Source organism: Streptomyces sp. DSM 118878, from assembly GCF_052936595.1.
Genome location: NZ_CP193622.1, coordinates 3,070,563 through 3,089,283, shown reverse-complemented (window position 1 = coordinate 3,089,283; position 18,721 = coordinate 3,070,563). Strand labels below are relative to the sequence as shown.

Genomic DNA, 18,721 nt, shown 5'->3' with positions numbered 1-18,721 from the left:
CACCGGACGTGCGGGCACGGCGGCACGGCTAGCTCCGGGCGGCGGCCGTCACCTCGTGGCCGTCGTCCGCCAGCCGCTCCGCCGTCCGTTCCGCCGAGGCGCGCGCCCGGCGGCCGCTGGTCAGGAGGCCGACGACGAGCACGGCGAGACCGCAGGCCACGAGAATCCACCAGGCGGGGCGGCTGGCCCCGGTGAAGTCCCGCGCGTACGAGGACGAGGCGACGCCCGAGGCCAGGACCGCGCCGATCACCGCGACGCCGAGCGTCTGGCCGATCTGGCGGCTGGTGGAGGCCACGGCGGCGGCCACGCCCGCCTGGGCGCGCGGCATCCCGGCGACCGCGGTGTCGGTGATCGGGGCGTTGACGAAACCGAAGCCGAGGCCGAAGAGGACGTAGCCGACGAAGCGCGTGAGGCCCGTGTTCTCCGCCTCGAACGCCGCGAACAGCACGCCCGATGCCGTCATCGCGACCCCCGCGATCAGCAGGGGGAGCCGCGGGCCGCGGCTGCCCACGAGCCGCCCGGACAGCGGCGCGCAGACCAGGGTCATGGCCGCCATCGGCAGCATCCACAGACCGGCGTGCAGCGCGTCGAGGCCGCGGACGTCCTGGAGGTAGAGCGTGGAGAGGAAGAGGAAGCCGCCGAGTGACGCGAAGGCGCAGACCGCGATCACCGTGGCCCCGCTGAACGGCGCCGACCGGAAGAAGCGCAGGTCGATGAGGGGTTCCGCGCGGCGCGGCTCGTAGAGGAGGAGCCCGGTCAGGCCGAGCAGGGCCGCTCCGGCGAAGGCGAGGATCAGCGGCGAGGTCCAGCCGGCGCTGGGCGCCTCGATGATCGCGTACGTCAGCGCGCCGAGCAGCACGATGACCAGGATCTGCCCGACGGGGTCGGGGCGGCGCGGCTTCGGGGCGCGGGACTCGGGCACGTACCGCATGGTCAGCAAGAGCGCGGCGAGGCCGACCGGCAGGTTGATCCAGAAGATCGAGCGCCAGCCGACGGAGTCCACGAACAGGCCGCCGACGATGGGGCCCGCCGCCATGGAGATGCCCACGACGCCGCCCCAGACACCGATGGCCCTGGCCCGCTCGCGCGGCTGGGTGAACGTGTTGGTGATGATCGACATCGCCACGGGGTTGAGCATCGAGCCGCCCACCGCCTGGACCGTGCGGAACGCCACGAGGCACGGCAGGTTCGGCGCGAGCGAGCAGAGCACCGAGCCGACGGTGAAGATCACCAGGCCCGCCTGGAAGACCTTGCGGCGGCCGATGCGGTCGGCGGTCGAGCCCGCGAGCATGAGCAGCGCGGCGAGGACGAGCGTGTACGCGTCGATGGTCCACTGCATGCCCGAGACGCTGGCGTCGAACTCCCGCTTCATGGTCGGCAGGGCGACGTTCAGGACGGTGTTGTCGAGGCTGACGATCAGCAGGCTCATGCAGCAGATCGCGAGGACGAGCACGCGTCGGCGATGGGTAAGTTCATCGGGCATGTATCCGACGGTAGCCCGCCGCGGGAGAAGCGGCCCGGCCGCCCGGCGGGACACGGCCCGGCCGCCCGGCGAGACACCGCCCGGCCGCCGCGCGACGAGCGGTCCCCGGAGTGAGGGACAATGGAGGGTCCCGTCGTCCGTCCCGGAGAGCTCCCCATGCCGTCCAAGCCCCTGTCGATCGGCCCGCACACCGTCCAGCCGCCCGTCGTGCTCGCCCCCATGGCGGGCATCACGAACGCGCCGTTCCGGACGCTGTGCCGGGAGTTCTCCGGCGGCAAGGGCCTCTTCGTCAGCGAGATGATCACGACGCGCGCCCTGGTCGAGCGCAACGAGAAGACCATGCAGCTGGTCCACTTCGACGAGACCGAGAAGCCCCGGTCCATCCAGCTGTACGGCGTCGACCCGGCCACCGTCGGCAAGGCCGTCCGCATGATCGCGGAAGAGGACCTCGCCGACCACATCGACCTGAACTTCGGCTGCCCCGTCCCCAAGGTCACCCGCAAGGGCGGCGGCTCCGCGCTCCCGTACAAGCGCCCGCTGCTGCGCGCGATCCTCCGTGAGGCCGTCAGCGGCGCCGGGGACCTCCCCGTCACCATGAAGATGCGCAAGGGCATCAACGACGAGCACATCACCTTCCTCGACGCGGGCCGCATCGCGGTCGAGGAGGGCGTCACCGCGATCGCCCTGCACGGCCGCACGGCCGCCCAGCACTACGGCGGCACGGCCGACTGGGACGCCATCGCGCGCCTCAAGGAGCACGTGCCGGAGATCCCGGTGCTCGGCAACGGCGACATCTGGTCGGCGGCCGACGCGGTCCGCATGATGAACGAGACCGGCTGCGACGGCGTCGTCGTGGGCCGCGGCTGCCTCGGCCGCCCCTGGCTCTTCGGCGACCTGGTGGCGGCCTTCGAGGGCACGGGCGCGCCCAAGGCCCCGGACCTGCGCGAGGTGTCCGCCGTCATGCTGCGCCACGCCACGCTCCTCGGCGAGTGGATCGGCGACGAGGCGCGGGGCGTCATCGACTTCCGCAAGCACGTGGCGTGGTACCTCAAGGGCTTCGCGGTCGGCTCGGAGATGCGCAAGCGCCTGGCGATCACGTCGTCGCTGGCCGAGCTGGAGGACGGCCTCGGCGAGCTGGACCTCGACCAGCCGTGGCCCACGGGCGCCGACGGCCCCCGCGGCCGTACGTCGGGCAACAACCGCGTGGTCCTCCCCGACGGCTGGCTGAAGGACCCGTACGACTGCGCGGGCATCAGCGAGGACGCCGAGCTGGACACCTCGGGCGGCTGAACAGCGCCCTGAAGGGGCGCGGGGAACTGCGCGACCAGCCACATACGGCCCGCGGACGAAGTGAATCCGGCGGAAGCGCTAGGCCGACGTCACCGTGACGGGAAGCTCCTTGATCCCGTTCACGAAGTTCGACCGCACCCGGCGGACGGCACCGTCCAGGCGAATGTCGGCGATACGCGGCAGCAGCTCCTCGAACATGACCCGCATCTCCAGGCGCGCCAGCGAGTTCCCGAGGCAGAAGTGAGGACTGCCCTTGCCGAAGGTGAGGTGATCGACGTCCCGCCGGGTGACGTCGAAGCGGTAGGGGTCGGGGAAGACGGCCTCGTCCCGGTTGCCGGAGGCGAACCAGAGCACCACCTTGTCCCCCTCCCTGATCCGCCGGCCGCCGAGGACGACGTCCCGCGTGGCCGTGCGCCGGAAGTGGTAGACGGGCGAGGCCCAGCGCAGGCACTCCTCGACGGCACCGGGGATGAGCGAGGGGTCGGCGACGAGCTTGGCGCGCTCCTCGGGGTGCTCGATCAGGGCGAGCATGGAGTGCGAGATGGCGTGCCGGGTCGTCTCGTTGCCGGCGACGACGAGCAGCAGGAAGTAGTTGTCGAAGTCGGTGGCGGAGAGCGGGACGCCGTCCTTGGGCGAGCTGTTGACCAGGGTGCTGACCAGGTCGTCGCCGTCTCCGCCCCTGCGCCGCGCGGCCAGTTCCCGCCCGTACGCGAAGACTTCGAGGGCGGCGGGGGAGCGGAACGGCAGGTTGCGGTACTGCTCGCTCTCGGTGCTCTCCAGGAGGACGTCGGCGTAGTCGGGGTCGGTGTTGCCGATGATGCGGTTGCCCCAGTCGATGAGCTGCTGGGTGTCCTCCCGCGGCACGTCGAGCATGCGCGCAAGGACGTTGATCGGGAAGTCCGCGGAGATCTCCTTGACGAAGTCGAAGCGGCCCTTGGGCAGGGCCGCGTCCAGGGTGCGCCCGGTCAGGCCGCGCAGGAACGTCTCGTACGTCGCGACGGCCCGCGGCGTGAACCGCTTCTGGAGGATCAGCCGCATCGCGCGGTGCCGCAGGCCGTCGGTCTCCAGGAGTGAGCGGCGCAGCGCGATGTAGTCCTCGTCGACCTCTTCGAGGTTGGTGAACCGCTCCGAGGTGAACGTCTCGGGGTCGCGGTCGACGCGCACGATGTCCGCGTGCCGGGTGACCGCCCAGAAGCCGGAGTTCGGGGCGGGTTCGGGCTGCCAGTGGACGGGGTCCTCGCGGCGCAGCACGTCGAACATCCGCCAGGGCAGCGTGGCGTCGGTGAAGCGGTCGTTGTCGGCGAGGTCGACGTCGTCGAGGGTGAGGGGCGCGGAGCCCGTGGCCGTACGCATGGACGTACTCCTTCGCAGGCGCTCGGGGTGCGGTCAGTTGAGGAAGGCGTACTCCGTGAACTCCCAGTCGGTGACGGCCCGTTGGAAGCGTTCGAGTTCGTCGCGCTTGTACGTGAGGAAGGCCCCGGTGAAGCCCGCGCCGAGCAGCCCGGTGAGCGCCTCGTCGGCCTCCAGGGCGTCGAGGGCCGCGGCGAGGGTGGCGGGCAGGCGGGGCGCGGTGGTCTCGTCGTAGCCGTAGCCCTGGAGCGGGGCGGGCGGGTCGAGTCCCTCGCGCAGGCCGAGGAGCAGGGCGGCCAGGGCTCCCGCGACGGCGAGGTAGGGGTTGGCGGACGCGTCGCCGAGGCGCAGCTCCAGGCGGGTGCCCGCGCCGCGCTCGGGCGGGACGCGGACCATCGCGCTGCGGTTGTCGAGCCCCCAGTCGATCAGCCAGGGGGCGAGGGTGTCGGGGCCGAAGCGCTTGTAGGAGTTGACGGTGGGGTTGAGCAGCGCGGTGAGCGCGGGGGCGTGCGCGAGGACACCGGCGATGGCGTGCCGCGCGGTGGCCGAGAGGCCCACGGGGTCGGCGGGATCGTCGAAGACGTTGCGCCCGGCGGCGTCGGTCAGCGAGATGTGCAGGTGGAAGCCGGAGCCGCCGCCGGTGCTGAACGGCTTGGCCATGAAGGTCGCGAGGCGCCCCTCGCGGCGGGCCGTCTCCTTGACGGCGGCCTTGAAGCGGAAGGCGCGGTCGGCGGCGTCCAGGGCCTCGGAGTGGTCGAGGTTGATCTCGAACTGCCCGCCGTCGAACTCGTGGTTCCCCGCGATCACGCCGATGCCGAGGCCGTCCAGGAGCCGCAGGGTGCGCAGGAGGTGCCCGTCGGGGTCGCCGCGCCTGCCCGCGCTGTAGACATTGCCGGTGGCGCCGCCGTACGGGACCCAGCCCGACGCGGCGGCGGGGTCGGCCTCGCAGAGGAAGTACTCCAGCTCGGGGCCGACGACCGCGGTGAGGCCCGCCGCTCCGGCCCACTGTGCCACGGCGTCGAGCACCCGGCGCAGCAGGGCGCGCGGCGACTCCGGGGCCGGTTCGCCGGTGAGGGGGTCGAGGGTGTCGCCCAGGCACCAGGCGACGCCGGGCTCCCAGGGCAGCGGCTGAAGGGTGCTGAGGTCGGGGTAGACGCAGACGTCGGGGAGCCCGGCGTCGAGCCCGCCCGCGACGGGGACGACGTCGCCGCCGGGGGTGGTGTGGTAGACGGCACGGCAGAAGGCGAGGCCATGCCCGCAGGCGCTCGGCAGGTGCCCGACGAGGACGTCACGGCCCCGGTCGGCGCCGATGAGGTCGGGGTAGACGACGCGGACGACGTCGGTGCCGCGCTCGCGCAGCGCCCGCACGACCTGCCCGACGTCCCCCTGGTCGGCCGGTCCGCCCTGCCCTCGTGGTGGTCCGCTCGCTTCACTCACCCGTGTCCCAGCCTTTCTGAGGGGTGGATCGGGACGGGGGCACTGCCTGCGTGCCGAGGGTTGTCGTTTGAATTCAAACGGTAGGCAGGTGCGGGGGTGCGCGCAAGAGGGTGTGCGGCGATCGCGCGGTCCGGGCCGGAGCGCGAACTCGGCCGCTGGCGCATGGAGTTGTCTGGCGGAGCGAGTCGTGACCCACCCCGTGACAGATCGGCCGGGCGGGCATATCGTACGGGCTCAAACGACGACGCGACGAGCGGTGGGTCGGCAGCCGAAGGAGCCCGCGCGATGACCGAGGTCCGAGGATTCTTCCCGCCAAGGACGGCGACCGGGCGGTCCTCCGTGGTGCCCGCGCCGCCCTGGCGCTACTCGGGCGACCTGCTCACCGTCGAGTACCGCACCGACCCCGCGCGGGTGCGGGAGCTGCTGCCCGAGCCGCTGGAACCCGCGGAGAGCGATCCCGGGGCGGTCGCGCTGATCTGGGCCGACTGGCAGTCCTGCGGCGAGAGCGGGGCCGAACTGCTCGACCCCGTACGGGCCCAGTACAAGGAGTGCTTCGCGGTCGTGCGGTGCGCCTACCGGGGGCGGACCTACTCGCGGTGCGTCTACATCTGGGTCGACAAGGACTTCGCCATCGCCCGCGGCATCCACCAGGGCTACCCCAAGAAGCTCGGCTCCATCCAGATGACCCGGCCGCACCCCTTCGGCCCCGCCCCGCGCGTCGAGGCGGGCGCGGCCTTCGGCGCCACGCTCGCCGCCGCCGACCGCAGGCTCGCCCAGGCGGTGGTGACCCTGCGCGAGCCGTCCGCGAGCAACGGCTTCGTCAACGGACATCCCATGGCGCACCACCGTCAACTCCCCGCCATCAACGGCAAGGGCCTCGCCCTCGACGAGCTGATCGCGTCCGGCGCCGCCGCCTTCGAGGGCGGCCAGGCGTGGTCGGGCGAGGCGGAGCTGCACCTCTTCGCGTCGCCCACGGAGGAGCTGGCGGCCCTCGCGGTGGAGGAGCCGATCGGTGCGTACTACCGGCAGGTGGGCGTCGTCTGGAACGGCGGGACCGTGCTGGAGCGGGGACTTCAGGGCTAGCGGGGGCTTCAGGGCCAGCGGGGGCGAACGGGGGGCGGGGGCGCCGGTTTCGGCCGGCGCCCCCGCAGGGCTGTCCGACGGGGGACGCGTGGGGGACGCGTGGGGACGCGCTAGCGTTTGAGCCCGTACGAACCTGACCGGAGATACGAGGAGACGCGCACGTGACGGGCCATCGCTCCATCCGTGAGACCGAGAAGGCGGTCCGGGCCAAGCTCGGCGGGACACCCGTCAAGCACGACCGGATGGCCGCCGTGGCGAACATCTACCGCGCGGCGTCGGCCGTCCGGCAGCACTTCGAGAACTCCGTGCTGCGCGGCGCCGAGCTGACGTGGACGTCGTTCGTCGTGCTCTACGTCGTCTGGATCTGGGGCGAGATGGAGACGCGGTACGTCGCCGAGGAGGCGGGCATCTCCAAGGGCACGCTCACCGGGGTGGCCCGCACGCTCGCGGGCCGGGGCCTCATGGAGCGCCGCGGCCACCCCGACGACGGGCGGCTCGCGCTGCTGCGGCTCACGGACGAGGGGGAGCGGCTGATGGGCGAGGTCTTCCCCGCGTTCAACGCCGAGGAGGCCTTCGTCACCGAGGGGCTGACCGACGCGGAGTGCCGCACGCTCGCCGATCTGCTCCGCAAGATCGTCGTACGGACCGAGGACAAGGGCGAGGAGCGCAGGCTCGAACTCCTGGACGGCGCGGAGCCCGCCCCGCGCAGGAGCGGCCGCCGGGCGCGTACGGAGGCCTGAGCCGCGTCACGCTGGGGGCCGTCACGCTGGGGGTGGGGGCGGTCAAGTGCGGGGCCGCGGCGGGGGGTTGACCCCGTCCCCCCGCCCCTCCTATGTTGTTTGGGGTCAAACGAACTGGAGGTCGCGATGGCTCTTCCAGAGGTTCCGCTGCCGACGGCCACCGTCGCCGGCGTCCCCGTCGACACCCGCCACTGGATAGGCGGCGCCCGCCTCGCCTCGGCCGACCCCGAAGCCACCGCGGCGCCCAGCTTCACGACCTGCTCGCCCATCGACGGCGCCCCCCTCGCCCAGATCGTCCGCGGCGGCGCCGCCGAGGCCCGCGCGGCCGTGGCCGCCGCGCGCGACGCGTTCCCCGGCTGGGCCGCGACGCCGCCCGCCGAACGCGCCCGGCTGCTGCACGCCGTGGCCGACGGTGTCGAGGCCCGGGCCGAGGACCTCGCCCGCGTGGAGACCGCCGACAACGGCGCCCTGCTGCGCTCGCACCGCCGCGGCGTCATGCCCCGCGTCGCCCACAACCTCCGCTACTTCGCCGACCGCCTCCTCGCGCTTGCCCACCCCGACTTCGACACCCGCGGCCACACCAACCACGTGACCTGGGACCCGGCGGGCCCCGCCGTGCTCATCACGCCGTGGAACGCGCCGCTGATGCTGGCGAGCTGGAAGATCGCGCCCGCGCTCGCCGCGGGCTCCACCGTGGTGCTCAAGCCCGCCGAGTGGACACCGCTGACCGCCTCCCTCTTCGCCGACATCACCCACGAGGCGGGGCTGCCGCCCGGCGTCTTCAACCTCGTACAGGGGTACGGCGAGGAGGTCGGGGCGCCCCTGGTCGCCGACCCCGACGTACGCCGCGTCAGCTTCACCGGATCCGTGCCCACCGCGCGCCGCATCGCGCGGGCCGCCGCCGCGCACCTCACGCCGTGCGGCTTCGAGCTCGGCGGGAAATCGCCGCTGCTGGTCTTCGCCGACGCGGACCTTCACCTGGCGGCGGACCTCGCCGTCGAGCAGTACGACAACGCGGGGCAGGTCTGCCTCGCCGCCACCCGGATCCTCGTGGAGGAGTCCGCACGCGAAGCGTTCCTCGGTCACTTTCTTGACCGGGTGACGAAGTTGACCCAGGGAGATCCGCGCGACGAGGCCACCGACATCGGGCCCTCCATCCACCCCCGGCACGTGGAGCGCGTCGACGGCTTCGTGCGCCGCGCCCTCGCGGCGGGCGCCACGCCCGTCATCGGCGGCGGCCGCAACACCGACCTGGGCGGGACCTACTACCTCCCCACCCTCCTCACCGGCGTCGAGCAGGACTCCGAGATCGTGCAGGAAGAGGTCTTCGGGCCCGTCCTCACCCTCCAGACCTTTCCCGACGGCGACGAGGACGAGGCCGTGCGGCTCGCCAACGGCACCCGCTTCGGCCTCGCCGCCACCCTGGCCACCGGCGACCGCGAGCGCGCCCGCCGGATCGCCGCGCGGCTCGTCGCCGGCACGGTCTGGGTCAACTGCTTCTTCGTGCGCGACCTCTCCGCGCCCTTCGGCGGCTCCCGGCAGTCCGGCGTCGGGCGCGAGGGCGGCGACTGGTCCTTCGACTTCTACTGCGACCTGAAGAACACCGTGACCGCGCCGGGGGCAGAGGAGGAGGCCCGCCATGGGTGAGATCGTCGGGGCGGGCCTCCTCGCCCACGTGCCGACCATCGTGCTGCCCGAGGAGACCCGCAAGGAGCTCAACGAGGGCCGCGAGATCAGCCTCGTCCCCGGCCTGCGCGAACTGCGCCACGACGTCTTCGAGACCCTCGACTACGACACCGTGGTCGTCCTCGACTCGCACTGGGCGACCACCGTCGAGTTCGTCGTCACCTCGCACCCGCGCCGCGCCGGGCTCTTCACCTCCGAGGAGCTGCCGCGCGGCATGTGCCGCATGCCGTACGACTATCCGGGCGACCCCGGACTCGCCCACGCCGTCGCCGGGTTCGCCGACCGGCACGGCACCTGGATCACCCCGATCGACGATCCCTTCCTGCCCGTGTACTACGCCACGATCAACCTGTGGACGTACCTGGGCGCCGGCCTCCCCGACAAGAAGTGGATCTCGATCGGGGTCTGTCAGACCGGTGACGCGGAGGACCACCTGCGGCTCGGCCGCGCGCTCGCCGACGGCATCGCGTCCCTCCCCGGCCGCAGGGTCCTCCTCATCGCCTCCGGAGCCCTGTCCCACACCTTCTGGCCGCTGCGCGAGCTGCGCGCCCACGAGGCGAGCGACCCCGCCCACATCCGCACGCCCGAGGCGCGCGCCGCCGACGAGCGCCGCATCGCCTGGTTCGAGGCCGGCGACCACGCGCGGGTCCTCGCCACCATGCCGGAGTTCCTCACGTACCGGCCCGAGGCGCGCTTCAGCCACTACCTGATGATGATCGGCGCCCTGGGCGAGGACCGGTGCACCGCCCCGGGGCGCGCCTACAGCGCGTACGAGAACTCCATCGGCACCGGGCAGGTGCACCTGTGGTTCGACCGCCCGGCCGACGGCTGGACCGGCAGTACCCGTGAGCGGAGCGGGGGCGCCGCATGACCATCACCGAGTACCGCAGGATCCTGCTCGACGGGGCGGCCGTGCAGGTCGTGCGGGACGGCGACGAGCTGGTCGCCCACGACGGGCGCCGCGTGAAGGCCGCCGAGGCGCACCACCTGCCGCCCGTCCGCCCCTCCAAGGTGATCGCCGTCCACCTCAACCACCGCAGCAGGGTCACCGAGTTCGGCGCGAGCCTGCCGCCCGCGCCCACCTACTTCCACAAGCCCATCTCCGCGCTCAACAGCCACGGCGGCGCCGTCGTACGGCCCGAGGGCTGCCGCTACCTCAACTACGAGGGCGAGATCGGCATCGTCATCGGCCGCACCTGCCGCAACATCGCCCCCGCGGAAGCCGGTCCGTACATCGCCGGCTTCACCGTCGCCAACGACTACGGCCTGCACGACTTCCGCGACACCGACGCCGGTTCGATGCTGCGCGTCAAGGGCTCCGACACGCTCTGCCCGCTCGGTCCCGGACTCGTCACCGGCTGGGACTTCCGCGGCAAGTACCTGCGGACGTACGTCAACGGACGGCTCGCGCAGGACGGTTCGACCGACGAGATGGAGTGGGACATGCACTACCTCGTCGCCGACATCGCCCGCACGATCACCCTGGAACCCGGCGACGTCCTGCTCTCCGGCACCCCCGCGGGCTCCCGCCCGGTCCGGCCCGGCGACGTCGTCGAGGTCGAGGCCGAAGGGCTCGGACGCCTCACCAACCACATCGTCACCGGGCCGACGGCCGTACGCGCCGACGTCGGCGCCCAGCCCACCGCGTCCGAGGAGGTCCTCTCCACGGCACTCGGCGGCGACTGGGAGTTCCGGGGCATCCGCGCGCCGCGCCGCTGAGTACCCGCTGAAGCAGAGGAGTTCACGTGCTCAAGGTCACCGTCGACATGGATGTCTGCCAGAACCACGGCCAGTGCGTCTTCGCCGCGCCGGACGTCTTCCGGCTCGACGACGACGGCCACCTCTCCTACGTCGCGTCACCGGACGGATCGCTGCGCGAGGACGCCGAGGACGCCGCCGACGTCTGTCCGTTGCAGGCCATCCGGGTCGAGGGCTGAGCCGTGGCAGCACAGGGCATCGCCGTCGTGGGGGCGTCGCTCGGCGGCCTGCGCGCCGCCGAGCAGCTCCGCGCCGCCGGGTGGCGCGGCGGCATCACGCTCTACGGCGACGAACCCCACCTCCCGTACAACCGCCCCCCGCTGACCAAGGACGTGCTCGCGGGCCGCGCGCACCCGAGCGCCACGGAGCTGCGCCGCCGGCCGAGCGTCGCCGACGTCGAGTGGCGCCTGGGCACGGCGGTCACCGCCGCCGACCTCGGGGCACGCACCCTGACGCTGGCGGACGGCACGGTCCGTCCCTACGAGGGCCTGGTGGCCGCCACGGGCGTGCGGCCCCGGCGGCTCCCGCTGCCCGGGGGCCCGCCCCGGCACGTCGTGCGCACCCTGGAGGACTCGGCGGCGCTGGGCGCCGGGCTGACGGCGGGCGCCCGGGTCCTGGTCATCGGCTCCGGCTTCATCGGCTGCGAGGTGGCGGCCACCGCGCGCACCGCGGGCTGCGCGGTGACCGTCGTCGCCCCGGAGGCGCAGCCCATGCTCCTCGCCCTCGGCACGGACCTCGCGCGGGCCCTGCGGCTGCGGCACGAGGCGCGGGGCGTGCGGTTCCGCATGGGCCGCCTCGTCACCGCGCTGACCCCGGCGGGGGCGGTGCTCGACGACGGCACGGAGGTCGCCGCCGACGTGCTCGTGGAGGCCGTGGGCTCGCTGCCCAACACCGAGTGGCTGGCCGCCACCGAGGGGATCGATCTCACCGACGGCATCCTGTGCGACGCCCATCTGCGCATCGGCGGCCTCCCGCACGCGGTGGCCGTCGGCGACGTCGCCCGCTTCCCCAACGCGCGCTACGGCCCCGAGCCGCACCGCGTCGAGCACTGGTCGGTGCCCGGCGACACCGCGCGCCACGCGGCCCGCACCCTGGTCGCCGGGCTCACCGGCACCGTCCGCGACCCGGCGCCCTGCGCACCGCTGCCGTCCTTCTGGAGCGACCAGTTCACGCTGCGGCTCCAGTCCTTCGGCCGGCCGGCCCTCGCCGACCGCTGCGAGCTCCTCGCCGGCGACCCGGAGTCCGCCGACGGCGACCTGCTCTACGGCTACCACCGCGGCCCGCGCCTCATCGGCGTCGCCGCACTCGGCGGCCCGGAGGCCGCCGCCGCGGCGGGCCGCCACCGGGCCGCCCTCATGACGCTGCCCGAGCCGGTGGTCTGACCCGGCCCGGGCACGCGCGCGGGGCACAGGGAAGGGGCGGCACCCCCGCACGGGTGCCGCCCCCTCATGGTGGACCGGAACCGCCGCCGCATCGGTTGAGGGTCGGGGACACGGCGGCGGTCCCGGGGTCTTCGGGCAGGCGCCTACCGGTGGTCGCTGCCCGTGGAGTGCGAGGCCGCGCGGCCCGCTTCGAGCCGGGCCACCGGGATGCGGAACGGCGAGCAGGAGACGTAGTCCAGGCCCACCTCGTGGAAGAAGTGCACCGACTCGGGGTCGCCGCCGTGCTCGCCGCAGACGCCGAGCTTCAGGTCAGGACGGGTCGCGCGGCCGGCCTTGACCGCGTCCCGCACGAGCCGGCCGACGCCGTCCCTGTCGATCGTCTCGAACGGGGAGACACCGAAGATGCCCTTCTCCAGGTAGGCCGTGAAGAAGCTCGCCTCCACGTCGTCACGGGAGAAGCCCCAGACGGTCTGCGTGAGGTCGTTCGTGCCGAAGGAGAAGAACTCCGCGGCCTCCGCGATCTGGTCGGCCGTCAACGCGGCCCGCGGCAGCTCGATCATCGTGCCGAGCGACAGCTTCAGCTCGACGCCGGTCGTCTCCTGGACCTCCGCGATGACCTGCTCGGCCTCCTCGCGGACGATCTCCAGCTCCTGGACCGTGCCGACGAGCGGAATCATGATCTCCACACGCGGGTCGCCCTTGGCGTTCTTCCGCTCGGCGGCGGCCTCGGCGATGGCCCGCACCTGCATGGTGAAGAGACCGGGGATGACGAGCCCGAGCCGGACGCCGCGCAGACCCAGCATCGGGTTCTGCTCGTGCAGCCGGTGCACGGCCTGGAGCAGGCGCAGGTCGTTCTCGTTGGGGTCCTTGCGGGACTCGGCGAGCGCCACGCGCACCGAGAGCTCGGTGATGTCGGGCAGGAACTCGTGCAGCGGCGGGTCCAGGAGCCGGACGGTGACGGGCAGGCCGTCCATCGCCTCGAACAGCTCCACGAAGTCCCGCTTCTGGAGCGGCAGAAGCTCCTTCAGCGCGTCCTCGCGCTCGTCGTCCGCGTCGGCGAGGATGAGGCGCTCGACCATCTCGCGGCGCTCACCGAGGAACATGTGCTCGGTGCGGCACAGGCCGATGCCCTGCGCCCCGAAGCGGCGGGCCCGCAGCGCGTCCTCGGCGTTGTCCGCGTTGGCGCGCACCCGCAGGCGCCGCACCCGGTCCGCGTACGCCATGATCCGGTGCACGGCGGCGACCAGCTCGTCGGCGTCGTCGGCGCCCGCGTGCATGCGGCCCTCGAAGTACTCGACGACGGGCGAGGGCACGACGGGCACCTCACCGAGGTACACCTTGCCGGTCGAGCCGTCGATGGAGACGGTGTCGCCCTCCTGGACGACCACGCCGCCCGGCGCGGTCAGGCAGCGCCGCTTGGTGTCGACCTCCAGCTCCTCGGCGCCGCAGACACAGGTCTTGCCCATGCCGCGCGCCACGACCGCCGCGTGCGAGGTCTTGCCGCCGCGCGAGGTCAGGATGCCCTCGGCGGCGATCATGCCGTCCAGGTCGTCGGGGTTGGTCTCGCGGCGGATCAGGATGACCTTCTCGCCCGAACGCGACCACTTGATCGCGGTGTACGAGTCGAAGACCGCCTTGCCGACCGCGGCACCGGGTGACGCGGCGATGCCCCGGCCGAGCTGCTCGGCCTTCGCGCCCTCGTCGAAACGGGGGAACATGAGCTGTGCGAGCTGGGCGCCGTTGACGCGCTGGAGCGCCTCGGCCTCGTCGATGAGCCCCTGGTCCACGAGCTGCGTCGCGATGCGGAAGGCGGCACCGGCGGTGCGTTTGCCGACGCGGGTCTGGAGCATCCAGAGCTGACCGCGCTCGATGGTGAACTCGATGTCGCACAGGTCCTTGTAGTGCGTTTCGAGCGTCTCCATGATCTGCATGAGCTGGTCGTACGACTTCTTGTCGAGCTGCTCCAGATCGGCGAGCGGGACGGTGTTGCGGATGCCCGCCACGACGTCCTCGCCCTGCGCGTTCTGGAGGTAGTCGCCGTACACGCCCTGGTGGCCGCTGGCCGGGTCGCGGGTGAACGCGACGCCCGTGCCGGAGTCGGGGCCGAGGTTGCCGAAGACCATCGAGCAGATGTTGACCGCGGTGCCGAGGTCGCCCGGGATGCGCTCCTGGCGGCGGTAGAGCTTGGCGCGGTCGGTGTTCCACGACTCGAAGACCGAGCGGATCGCGAGGTCCATCTGCTCGCGCGGGTCCTGCGGGAAGTCCCGCCCGGCCTCCGTCTTGACGATCTTCTTGAACTTCGTGACGAGCTTCTTGAGGTCGGCGGCCTCCAGGTCGGTGTCGACCGCGACCTTCTTCGCCTCCTTGGCCTTCTCCAGCGCGTCCTCGAAGAGGTCGCCGTCGACGCCGAGGACGGTCTTGCCGAACATCTGGATGAGCCGGCGGTAGGAGTCCCACGCGAAGCGGTCGTCGCCGGACTGCTTGGCGAGGCCGGTGACGGACTTGTCGGAGAGCCCGATGTTCAGGACGGTGTCCATCATGCCGGGCATCGAGAACTTGGCGCCCGAGCGGACGGAGACGAGCAGCGGGTCGTCGGACTGACCCAGCTTCTTGCCCATCTTCTGCTCAAGGGCGTCGAGGTGCGCACTCACCTCGTCGCGCAGCGGAGCCGGCTCCTCGCCGCTGTCGAGGTACGTCTTGCACGCCTCGGTGGTGATGGTGAAGCCCGGAGGGACGGGCAGCCCGAGGTTGGTCATCTCGGCGAGGTTCGCGCCTTTTCCGCCGAGGAGGTCCTTGAGGTCCTTGTTGCCTTCGGTGAAGTCGTAAACGAACTTAACGCCCTCACTCGTGTGAGCTACGTGGGGATCTTTGTTTTCCGACACGGGTCTCGGCTCCTCGAGGACTCGGTGGCTGCCCTGACGGCGAGGAACATACCCAGATCGAAGGCACCTGGGTACGTCCACTTGTGCGTCATGCGGCCGTAACCACCCGTCCGCCGCCAGATCGAAAGTGACCAAGGAGTAGCGAATACCGGCGGCGTGCATTCAACTCCTGAAGGCTCAACCCCCGTAGACCCTGGAAAACGCTCACATGAGCGCGAGATTCTCAGATGTGAGTTCACGTCGTGAATGATCGAACAGTGGCACTGAGTGCCACCCCTTGGAGAAGTGCAGCCGCCGGTTCCCCGCTCGTCTGAGCGCCACCCTTATCAGAGGTGGCGAGAATCACGCCGCTTGAGGGGGCTGGATGTCAGCATCCGGACGCCCCCGAGCGGGCCGGGCCGTTCAGTCGTCGATCCCCGACCGCTCCACCCCCGCCACGATCCACCGCTGGAAGAAGAGGAACACCACGAGGAGCGGCAGGATCGAGACCGCCGCCGCGATGAACAGTTCGTGCAGGCGGATCACCTGGGAGGTGGTGAAGGTGGCCAGGGCCACCTGGACCGTCCACGCCTCGCGGTCCTGGCCGATCACCAGGGGCCAGAGGAAGGAGTTCCAGGCGCCGATGAAGACGATCGTGCCGACGGCCGCGAAGACGGGGCGGGAGTTGGGGACGACCACCCGCCAGTACGTGCGCCAGTGGCCGAGCCCGTCCACCCGGGCCGCGTCCTCCAGCTCCCGGGGGAAGCCCAGGAAGTACTGCCGGAAGATGAAGCACGCGAAGGCCGAGAACAGGGTCGGCACGATCAGGCCGCGCAGGGTCGACACCCAGCCGAGCGACGAGACCAGGACGAAGCTCGGCACGAACGTGACGGCGGCCGGGACCATCATCGTGCCGAGGATCGCGTAGAAGACCTTGTCGGCGTGGCGGTACGGGATGCGCGCGAGGCCGTATCCGGCGAGTGAGGCGAGGAGCAGGGTGCCGAGGGTCGTCGCGACCGCGATCAGCGTCGAGTTGAGCAGGGCGTGCGCCATCGGCACCGTCGGGTCGTCGAAGAGCTCCGACAGGTTCGAGAAGCGCAGCGTCGAGGGGAAGAACGTCCAGTCGGGGGAGGTGATCTCGTCCTCGGACGCGAGGCCGTTGCGCAGGAGCAGGTAGAAGGGGATGAGGAAGAGCAGCGCGAGGGCGATGAGCAGGGCGGCGCGCAGGGCGCGGCCGACGCGGACCATGGCGTCGTCCAGGGGCCGCCGGGCAGCGGGCGCGCCACGGTGGCCGGGAGCGGGCGCGACACGGCGGCGGGGGGCCGGGGTCTTGGGCTGGGGCATGGCCGTCAGTCCTCCTTCCTGCCGAGGCCGAACCACTTGGCCTGGCCGACCGTCACGACCGCGATGATCAGGGCGAGGATCACCGCGCCCGCGCTGCCGAGGCCGAGGTTCTGCTCCTGGCCGAGTGCGGTGTAGTAGAGGTAGACGAGCGGCGGCCGGGCGTAGGGCGGATAGCCGCCCGAGTCCGAGAGCAGGTTGTAGAACTCGTCGAAGGCCTGGAAGGCGTTGATGACGAGCAGCAGCGTGACGGCGACCGACGTCGCGCGGAGCTGCGGCAGCGTGATGTGGCGCAGGACCTGCCAGCCGGGCCGTGCTCCGTCCACCGCCGCCGCCTCGTAGAGGGTGGGCGAGATCCGCTGGAGCCCGGCGAGGAAGAGGATCATGTAGAAGCCCGCCTGGAGCCAGAGCCGTACGGTGACGATGACCAGCCAGTACCAGGGCGGGTCCGTGGTCGAGAGCCAGGCGATCCGGTCGGCGCCGAACCAGCCGAGGACGGTGTTGGCGAGCCCGAACCGCACCCCGTTGAAGATCGACAGCTTCCAGACGAGGGCCGCGACGACGTAGCTGCACGCGGCGGGCAGGAAGAAGACGGAGCGGAAGAACGCCTGCGCCCGGCGGAGCCGGTTGACCATCAGCGCGAGCGCGAGCGACAGCACGAAGGTCGTCGGCACGATGAACGCGGAGAAGACCGCGAAGGTGACGAGACTGTCGGTGAACGCGTCGTTCCGCAGCAACGACGCGTAGTTGTCGAAGCCGACGAAGTCATCGGGCGAGACCGTGTTGTGGGCGTCGAAGAAGCTGAGGTAGACGCTCCAGGCGAGCGGTACGTACGTGAAGAGGACCAGGCCGAGCGCGAAGGGGCCGACGAACACCCAGAACCAGAGGGTCCGGTTCTGGCTGCCGAACACGCTCGCTTCGGCCCTCACGACTTCTTCTTGGCGCGGGCCAGTTCCGCCCGGACCGTGCGGACGACGGACCTCAGCTCGTTCGCCGGGTCCGCGCCGGACTTGATGACGCGGCTCAGCGCGTCCTGGTACGCGGTACGGGACGCGGGCGTCCACAGCAGGGGCTCCGCGTAGCCGTACTCGGTGGAGTAGCGCACGGCGTCGGCCGCGGGGCCGTCCTTCAGCTTGCCGGCCTTCTCGGCGAGGGAGACCCTGGCGGGGATGTGGAAGCCGTAGGAGAGCGCGAAGTCCTCCTGGTACTCGGTCTTGTCGATCCACAGCCACTTCAGGAAGGCCTTGCCCTCCTTCCGGCGCTCGCTGCGGGCGCTCACCGCCGCGCCGTACGCGCCGACCGGCAGCGAGGGCCCGCCACCGGCGCCGTCGGCGGGGAACGGCAGGACCCCGAAGTCGTCGCCCAGCTCCTTCTCGACCGCGGGCAGCGCCCAGAGGCCGCACCACTGCATGGCGGTCAGCTCCTGGGTGAACGCCGAGGGGTCCGACCAGTCGGCGGGCGCGCCGAGCAGCAGCGACTCGTCGGCGTACAGCGCGTGGAGCTTGCCCAGGGCCCGGGCGGCGGCCGGATCGTCGAAGCCGACCTCGCCGTCCTCCGTGACGGAGGAGAGGCCCGCCGCGTGCAGGGGGGTGACGCCGAGGGCGCCCGCGCCGCCGTCGTTGCCGAGGAAGAGGCCCTTCACGTCCTTCGTGGTCAGCGCCTTCGCCGCGTCGACCAGCTCGTCCAGGCTCTTCGGCGGGCGCACGCCCGCCTCGTCGAGGAGGCTCTTGCGGTAGTAGAGCAGGTGCATGTCGACCACCTGGGGGATCGCCCAGATCTTCCCGTCGTACGTCTTCGGGGCGAGCACCGCCGGGTTGAAGTCGTCCCTCACGCCCTCGAAGAGGTCCGTGAGGTCGACGACCTGCCCCTGGCGGATCTGGTCCAGGGACGGGCCGTTGACCTCGAAGACGTCGGGCCCGGAGTCGGTGAGCAGGGCCGCCGCGGTCTGCTCGTCGTAGTTCCCCGGCCGCCACTGGACCTGCACGTCCGCCTTCCCGTACGCGGCGGCGTACCGCTTCACGGCCTGCTCGGTGCCCGCCTCGCCGTACTGGTGGTACCACTGCGCGAGGCGCGGGCCGCTGCCGCCCGAACCCCCGCCGCCACGCCCGGGGTTGGACCCGCAGGCCGTGAGCAGTCCGAGAGCCGCGCCGGTACCGAGCAGTGTCCTTCGGCTGATGGTCATGCTGGTTCATCTCCCTGCGTGCGGTCGGGGCCTCACAACACGTCGGCCCAACGATCAACCATGCGCGGGGATTACGACAGGCGTGTTGCGGCCGAGTGTCGGCCACGGCCGCCGCTCCGGGAGCCGGG

15 protein-coding genes are annotated in these 18,721 nt (G+C 72.1%); 8 read left to right on the top strand and 7 right to left on the bottom strand.

Features of this window, described 5'->3' with window-relative positions:
• Positions 1–28: 28 nt before the first annotated feature.
• On the bottom strand, positions 29–1,483 hold the full coding sequence (locus tag ACRAKF_RS13585) for an MFS transporter (protein ID WP_447037310.1): 1,455 nt from the start codon (positions 1,481–1,483) through the stop codon (positions 29–31).
• A 156-nt stretch (positions 1,484–1,639) separates the two neighbouring features.
• Between ACRAKF_RS13585 and dusB the strand changes: the two genes are divergently transcribed.
• On the top strand, positions 1,640–2,773 hold the full coding sequence (dusB, locus tag ACRAKF_RS13580; protein WP_447037309.1) for a tRNA dihydrouridine synthase DusB: 1,134 nt from the start codon (positions 1,640–1,642) through the stop codon (positions 2,771–2,773).
• A gap of 78 nt (positions 2,774–2,851) precedes the next feature.
• On the opposite strand, the gene ACRAKF_RS13575 is transcribed toward dusB, so the two are convergent.
• Together ACRAKF_RS13575 and ACRAKF_RS13570 are read right to left on the bottom strand one after the other, a co-directional pair.
• Positions 2,852–4,126: a cytochrome P450 gene (locus ACRAKF_RS13575; RefSeq protein ID WP_447037307.1), complete on the bottom strand. Its 1,275-nt coding sequence runs from the start codon at positions 4,124–4,126 to the stop codon at positions 2,852–2,854.
• Positions 4,127–4,159: 33 nt separating this feature from the next.
• On the bottom strand, positions 4,160–5,491 hold the full coding sequence (locus ACRAKF_RS13570) for a glutamine synthetase family protein (RefSeq protein WP_447041968.1): 1,332 nt from the start codon (positions 5,489–5,491) through the stop codon (positions 4,160–4,162).
• 354 nt (positions 5,492–5,845) lie between these two features.
• Here ACRAKF_RS13570 and ACRAKF_RS13565 point away from each other — a divergent pair, with 354 nt between their 5' ends.
• From ACRAKF_RS13565 to ACRAKF_RS13535, 7 genes are all read left to right on the top strand, one after another.
• Positions 5,846–6,643, top strand: coding sequence for an acetoacetate decarboxylase family protein (locus ACRAKF_RS13565; protein WP_447037306.1), 798 nt, complete (start codon positions 5,846–5,848; stop codon positions 6,641–6,643).
• 161 nt (positions 6,644–6,804) lie between these two features.
• The gene (locus ACRAKF_RS13560) at positions 6,805–7,383 is read left to right on the top strand and encodes a MarR family winged helix-turn-helix transcriptional regulator (protein ID WP_447037304.1); all 579 of its coding nucleotides are present in this window, start codon (positions 6,805–6,807) and stop codon (positions 7,381–7,383) included.
• Positions 7,384–7,509: 126 nt separating this feature from the next.
• On the top strand, positions 7,510–9,030 hold the full coding sequence (locus ACRAKF_RS13555; protein WP_447037303.1) for an aldehyde dehydrogenase: 1,521 nt from the start codon (positions 7,510–7,512) through the stop codon (positions 9,028–9,030).
• Complete coding sequence (locus ACRAKF_RS13550) at positions 9,023–9,940, top strand: 3,4-dihydroxyphenylacetate 2,3-dioxygenase (protein ID WP_447037301.1); 918 nt, start codon at positions 9,023–9,025, stop codon at positions 9,938–9,940. Before ACRAKF_RS13555 ends, ACRAKF_RS13550 begins: the two co-directional genes overlap by 8 nt.
• A gap of 2 nt (positions 9,941–9,942) precedes the next feature.
• On the top strand, positions 9,943–10,788 hold the full coding sequence (locus ACRAKF_RS13545; protein WP_447041966.1) for a fumarylacetoacetate hydrolase family protein: 846 nt from the start codon (positions 9,943–9,945) through the stop codon (positions 10,786–10,788).
• 26 nt (positions 10,789–10,814) lie between these two features.
• The gene (locus tag ACRAKF_RS13540; RefSeq protein WP_447037300.1) at positions 10,815–11,006 is read left to right on the top strand and encodes a ferredoxin; all 192 of its coding nucleotides are present in this window, start codon (positions 10,815–10,817) and stop codon (positions 11,004–11,006) included.
• A gap of 3 nt (positions 11,007–11,009) precedes the next feature.
• Positions 11,010–12,209: an NAD(P)/FAD-dependent oxidoreductase gene (locus tag ACRAKF_RS13535; RefSeq protein ID WP_447037299.1), complete on the top strand. Its 1,200-nt coding sequence runs from the start codon at positions 11,010–11,012 to the stop codon at positions 12,207–12,209.
• Positions 12,210–12,352: 143 nt separating this feature from the next.
• Here the strand turns inward: ACRAKF_RS13535 and ppdK are convergent, their stop codons facing one another.
• The 4 genes from ppdK to ACRAKF_RS13515 form a co-directional block, all read right to left on the bottom strand.
• On the bottom strand, positions 12,353–15,091 hold the full coding sequence (ppdK, locus tag ACRAKF_RS13530; RefSeq protein WP_447037297.1) for a pyruvate, phosphate dikinase: 2,739 nt from the start codon (positions 15,089–15,091) through the stop codon (positions 12,353–12,355).
• 402 nt (positions 15,092–15,493) lie between these two features.
• Positions 15,494–16,330, bottom strand: a complete 837-nt coding sequence (locus ACRAKF_RS13525) for a carbohydrate ABC transporter permease (protein ID WP_447041965.1) — start codon at positions 16,328–16,330, stop codon at positions 15,494–15,496.
• Positions 16,331–16,419: 89 nt separating this feature from the next.
• On the bottom strand, positions 16,420–17,340 hold the full coding sequence (locus tag ACRAKF_RS13520) for a carbohydrate ABC transporter permease (protein WP_447037296.1): 921 nt from the start codon (positions 17,338–17,340) through the stop codon (positions 16,420–16,422).
• A complete protein-coding gene (locus ACRAKF_RS13515; protein ID WP_447037295.1) occupies positions 17,337–18,593 on the bottom strand; it encodes an ABC transporter substrate-binding protein in 1,257 nt (418 codons plus the stop codon). The genes ACRAKF_RS13520 and ACRAKF_RS13515 overlap by 4 nt, the downstream gene beginning before the upstream one ends.
• Positions 18,594–18,721 lie beyond the last annotated feature (128 nt).